The 4,741-nt window shown below is 39.9% G+C and carries 2 protein-coding genes; both read right to left on the bottom strand.

The window, feature by feature from the left end:
* On the bottom strand, positions 1-2,558 hold a 2,558-nt coding region (locus tag VE944_RS19265), incomplete at its 3' end, for a type I polyketide synthase (protein ID WP_324980377.1).
* Positions 2,551-4,741 (bottom strand): SDR family NAD(P)-dependent oxidoreductase (locus tag VE944_RS19260; RefSeq protein ID WP_324980374.1); only part of this gene is annotated, 2,191 nt, incomplete at its 5' end. The genes VE944_RS19260 and VE944_RS19265, both read right to left, overlap by 8 nt.

The following is a 4,741-nucleotide window of genomic DNA, read 5'->3' as shown; positions in this document are numbered from 1 at the left end:
AGCCACAACCGACCTAATGTCTGTAATAAAAAGCTAACATCAGATTGTTGGTCTTGAATATGGCGTAAGGAAGTTAATACTTGTTGTTTGCTATTTTTATCTAAATGCTGTGTTGTTAATGTGCTTAAAGTTCGTCCTGGCCCTACTTCTAGAAAAATACCTTCAAACTGCTTTAACAGTAGAGATATCCCATCTGAAAACCTCACGGTTTGTCGCAAATGTTGACACCAATAATCGGGATTTATGGCTTGTGCATCTGTAATCCAAGTACCAGTGACATTAGAAATAAACCGAATGCGTGGTGGATTCAGCTTGACTTTTTTTACAGCCTCAATAAATGCTTCTAGTATTGGTTCCATCATTTGGGAATGGAACGCATGAGACGTATGCAACAGACGACATTCAACTTCTTGAGAGGATAATTGATTTTGTAATGCAGCGATCGCCTCACAGCTACCAGAAACTACACAGGAAGATGGGCTGTTAATGACTGCGATTTCTAGAGAAGCATCAGCCAAAAGCGATCGCACATCTTTTTCTGGAAGTCGAATTGCCAGCATACTCCCTGGAGCTAACTGTTGCATCAATTGTCCCCTTTTTGCCACAACTGCTAAAACATCTTGTAAGGAAAATACACCTGCTAAGGTTGCTGTGACATATTCCCCGATGCTGTGACCTATCATTGCTTCTGGATGTATTCCCCATGACATTAATAACTGAGCTAGGGCGTACTCGATAACAAATAACGCGCTTTGGGTGAGTGCTGTTTGTTGTAGTTTGGAAGAAGCAGTCTCTGTGTCTTGTTCCTTGGGATAAAGTAGGGAGCGGATGTCAAGACCGAGGTGGGGTTGCAAAATCTCGGCGCAAGTATCTACGTGTTGAGCAAATGTCGGTTCAATTTCATACAGTTCTCTTCCCATGTTTGCATATTGCGCTCCTTGTCCCGAAAACATGAAGATGACTGGACAATGATTAGGCTTGCGGTGGTAAGTAAAAACACGTTGCGGATCGAGGGAAGTCAGCGCTTTGACTGCATCCTCTTGGTCATGACAAACTACCATACGACAATGTTCAAAAGCCCGACGACCCACTTGTAGAGTATGAGCGACATCAGGTAGGTGAATATCAGGATTTTGCTCCAAGTGAGTAGATAATTGCGCTGTCGCGGTTTCCAACGCTGTGCTGGTTTTGGCTGACAGGAGTAACAATTGCCACGGACGCGAAGGGCTGAAAGCTTCAGTCGCCGGGGCTTCTTCCAAAATCACATGGGCATTAGTCCCGCCAATCCCAAAAGAACTTACACCTGCTCTGCGAGGTGTCCCGTTGGTTTTCCACTCTGATAATTTGGTGTTGACATAAAAGGGACTATTAGCGAAATCTATCTCAGGATTAGGATGTTCAAAGTGCAAACTAGGAGGTATTTTTTGATGTTTTAGTGCAAGGACTGTTTTAATTAAGCCTGTCACCCCAGCAGCTGTATTCAAATGCCCGATATTGCTTTTTACTGATGCGATCGCACAAAATCCTTTCTGTTTGGTGCGAACTGCAAATGCCTTTTTCAAAGCACTAATTTCAATGGGATCTCCCAAAGCTGTACCAGTTCCGTGAGCCTCGATATAAGTGATGGTTTCTGGAGCAACCCCTGCGATCGCTTGAGCCTCAGCTATCACCTCAGCTTGACCACTCACACTAGGAGCCGTATATCCCACTTTTGCTGCACCATCATTATTGATGGCTGAACCTTTAATTACTGCATGAATGCAATCACCATCTGCTAAAGCATCCTCTAATCTCTTTAGGACAACAATCCCGACTCCATCTCCAAAGATAGTTCCTTGGGCATTAGCATCAAAAGCTCGACAGTGACCATCAGGAGAAGTGATACTTCCTTCTTGATAGAAATAACCTTGCTTTTCGAGAGATTCTATGGAAATACCACCTGCTAAAGCCATATCGCATTCATAGTTTAGCAATCCTTGGCAAGCTGAGTGAACAGCAACCAATGATGTAGAGCAAGCAGTCTGAACGTTGAGACTGGGCCCTTTCAGATTCAATTTATATGAAACTCTTGTAGCGGCGAAGTCCTGACTATTGCCATATATAATTGCCAGACCCATTGATTGAATCATATCAGGGCGGGAACTGAGTTTGGTTAGAAAGTAGTTACTCATATTGGTTCCCACATAAACACCAGTCAAGCCTTTGCCTGAACCAGGTTCATAACCAGCATTTTCCAATGCTTGCCAAGCACATTCAAGCAGAATCCGGTGTTGAGGATCGATAATTTCGGCTTCCCTTGGCGAAATATCGAAGAAAGGTGCGTCAAACATCTCAATATCTGGCAGACGAACACCAGCTTTTACATAATTGCGATCGCTCAACAATTCTGGATCTACGCCTGAAGCCTCTAATTCTTCATCACTAAAGAAGGAAATTAACTCCTTTCCCTGACATAAACTCTCCCAAAACTCCTCAATACTTTTAGTAGCTGAAAATCGACCAACCATACCGATTACGGCTATGCTTCTGATAGAGTTGTGGATTTCTTGGTTATCCATGTACCTTCCTCCTTTGTTGCATTAATTGTCTTTTTTCTTGCATAGCCGCTTCTTTTCTACTAGCACGTTGATCAGCTTGTTGGAACGTTAGTTCCTCAGTTTTTTTGTTGCCGATATATTCAGCTAAGGTACTTATTGTTGAATATTCAAATAGTTCTCCAATAGATAAATTTTTATTTAATTTTTTGAGCATTTTACTACGAACTTGAATTATTAATAGAGAATCTCCTCCTAATTCAAAAAAGTTATCATGGAGTCCGACATTTTTTATCCCCAGAATCTCTTGCCATATATTAGCAATATTTTGCTCAATTTCATTTCTAGGAGCAACGTATACATTCTCTAGATCAGGTCTGTCATGCAGTAATAAATTTGCTTCTTTTTCTGGGAAAAATTCCAGATTCAGCCATTGGTCAATTCTAGCTTGCAGTTCTCCAGTAGAGACAACTATATGATTAAATTCACTACAGCTTAGAATCCTTTCAAATACTTTTATTCCCTCTTCTGGCTGAATAGCCAATTCATGCAAAATTGCACCTAAAGATGTACTTTGTTTATTTTCTTTTTCAAATTTCCAGCCATCCCAACTTATGCTTGTCCATGAAATAGGATGATTTTGATTATGTTGGTGTACAAAAGCATCCATAAATATATTTGCTGCTGAATAGGCAATAAATCCTAACCCTCCTAAAACAGACGATAAAGAAGATAGTAATAAACAAAAATCAAGCTGTTTATTTTGCAAGATTTTTTCTAATACTAAAAGTCCATATACTTTCGATTGAAATTGTTGCTCACATTCAATTTTACCTATTTTTTGAATAGATTCACCACTAACAACTCCAGCAGCGTGGATAACACCATTTAGCTGACTAAATTGCTCTTGAGCGTGAGCGATCGCGTTTTGCATTTCTTCCTGGTTAGCCACATCAGCATTCACTACCAAAACTTCTGCACCTAACTGTTCGAGTTCTTGAACTTTGCGAATCTTGCAGCTAGTACTATCAGCCTCATCATGAGTAGTGAGCCATTTTTCCCACTCATCTTTTTTTGGCAAAGCAGAACGTCCTACTAACAGTAGTTTTGCTTGTACAGTTCGAGCTAAGTATTCTGCTAAAACAAGTCCAATGTCTCCGAGTCCACCTGTAATTAAATAGACTCCTTTTTCTCTTAGTCGAGGCTTTTCGATTTTAGCTTGCTCAAAGCGCACAGGCTCAAAACTTTGCACCCACCGATTCAAACCTCGATAAGCAATTAACTTTTGGGAATCATCAACCGTTAGTTCTGCTAGTATTTTTTCTAGAAGTTTTTCTTCTTGCCAACTGCCATTGGCGGGAAGAATAACATCAATAGTACGACAATTAATATTTGAATATTCTTGGGAAATAACTTTAACTGTTCCGAGTAAAGTTGCTTTCTCTGGAGAAACTATTTCTGTTCCAGTTACCGAGTGTAGATTGTTAGAAATAACTGTGATGTTAAAATCATCAGTAGTTTCTTGTCTTCCCAAAGCTTGGGCAAGAAATAGGAGGCTGTAAAATCCTCTTATTTGAGCTTGTTCAACTTGTTCAATTTCTAATTCTTGTTCAGTACTAGGTGTAACACTTAAAAGATGAATTATTGTTTTTGGTAACTGCTTTTGTCCAATAATTTCCTTGATTAGACTATCATAATCATGATGATTTTGAGGATTAATCGCATATTGAGACTTACCTAATCTCGTAAATCTTTCACCAAGTTTTACAGTAATAATATCCTGGTTGTGTTTTTCTAGTTCTTTTACCAATTTTATACCCAAGCCACACTCATCAAGAAACACCAAAGTGCTGGATTTGGGAGCTGCTAATTTTTGAGATTTTAGTTGTACTGGGGGTAAAGAAGGTTTCCAAAAAGGAATATAAAACCAGTCGGCTATATCAGGTTTTTTAGCCAGTGATACTGGTGTGCTATCGCCATCTTCTCCTTGCTTTTTAGGATCAATCCAGTACCTTTGTCTTTCAAAAGGATAGGTAGGCAAAGGCAAACGATGACGCCGCTCGTGGGTATAAAATCCTGACCAGTCAATCTGTACACCAGCTAGCCACAACCGACCTAATGTCTGTAATAAAAAGCTAACATCAGATTGTTGGTCTTGAATATGGCGTAAGGAAGTTAATACTTGTTGTTTGCTATTTTTATCTAAA

It is taken from the genome of Nostoc sp. (assembly GCF_035638895.1).
In the GTDB taxonomy this organism is placed as follows: Bacteria; Cyanobacteriota; Cyanobacteriia; order Cyanobacteriales; family Nostocaceae; genus Nostoc.
This window is presented reverse-complemented; position numbering and strand designations above follow the sequence as displayed.